A 278-nucleotide genomic window follows, 5' to 3' on the forward strand; every position below is an offset into this window, starting at 1 on the left:
CCCGCCAGGACCGCGATCAGGCCGGACGGTGCCATCGCCAGCGCCGCACGGTGCAGCCACGGTGCCTCGAAGAGCCGTCCGCGCCACCGCGCCCAGAGCGACCAGAGGCCGATGCCCAGCATCGCGAAGCCGATCGCCACCATGATGCGGAACGACCAGAAGACGATCGCGACAGGCGGCTGATCCTCGTCCGGGATCGTATCGAGCCCGGCCAGCGGCGCGTCCAGATCGTGCTTGAGGATCAGCGAGGAAAGTTTGGGAATGCCCACGGCGTAGTC

1 protein-coding gene is annotated in these 278 nt (G+C 68.3%); it reads right to left on the reverse strand.

Annotation, left to right across the window (positions count from 1 at the left end):
* Positions 1-278, reverse strand: a 278-nt coding sequence (locus Q1A87_RS23955; RefSeq protein WP_299657421.1) for a cytochrome ubiquinol oxidase subunit I, incomplete at both ends; no start/stop codon positions are given.

This window comes from uncultured Jannaschia sp. (assembly GCF_947494055.1).
Taxonomy (GTDB): Bacteria; Pseudomonadota; Alphaproteobacteria; order Rhodobacterales; family Rhodobacteraceae; genus Jannaschia.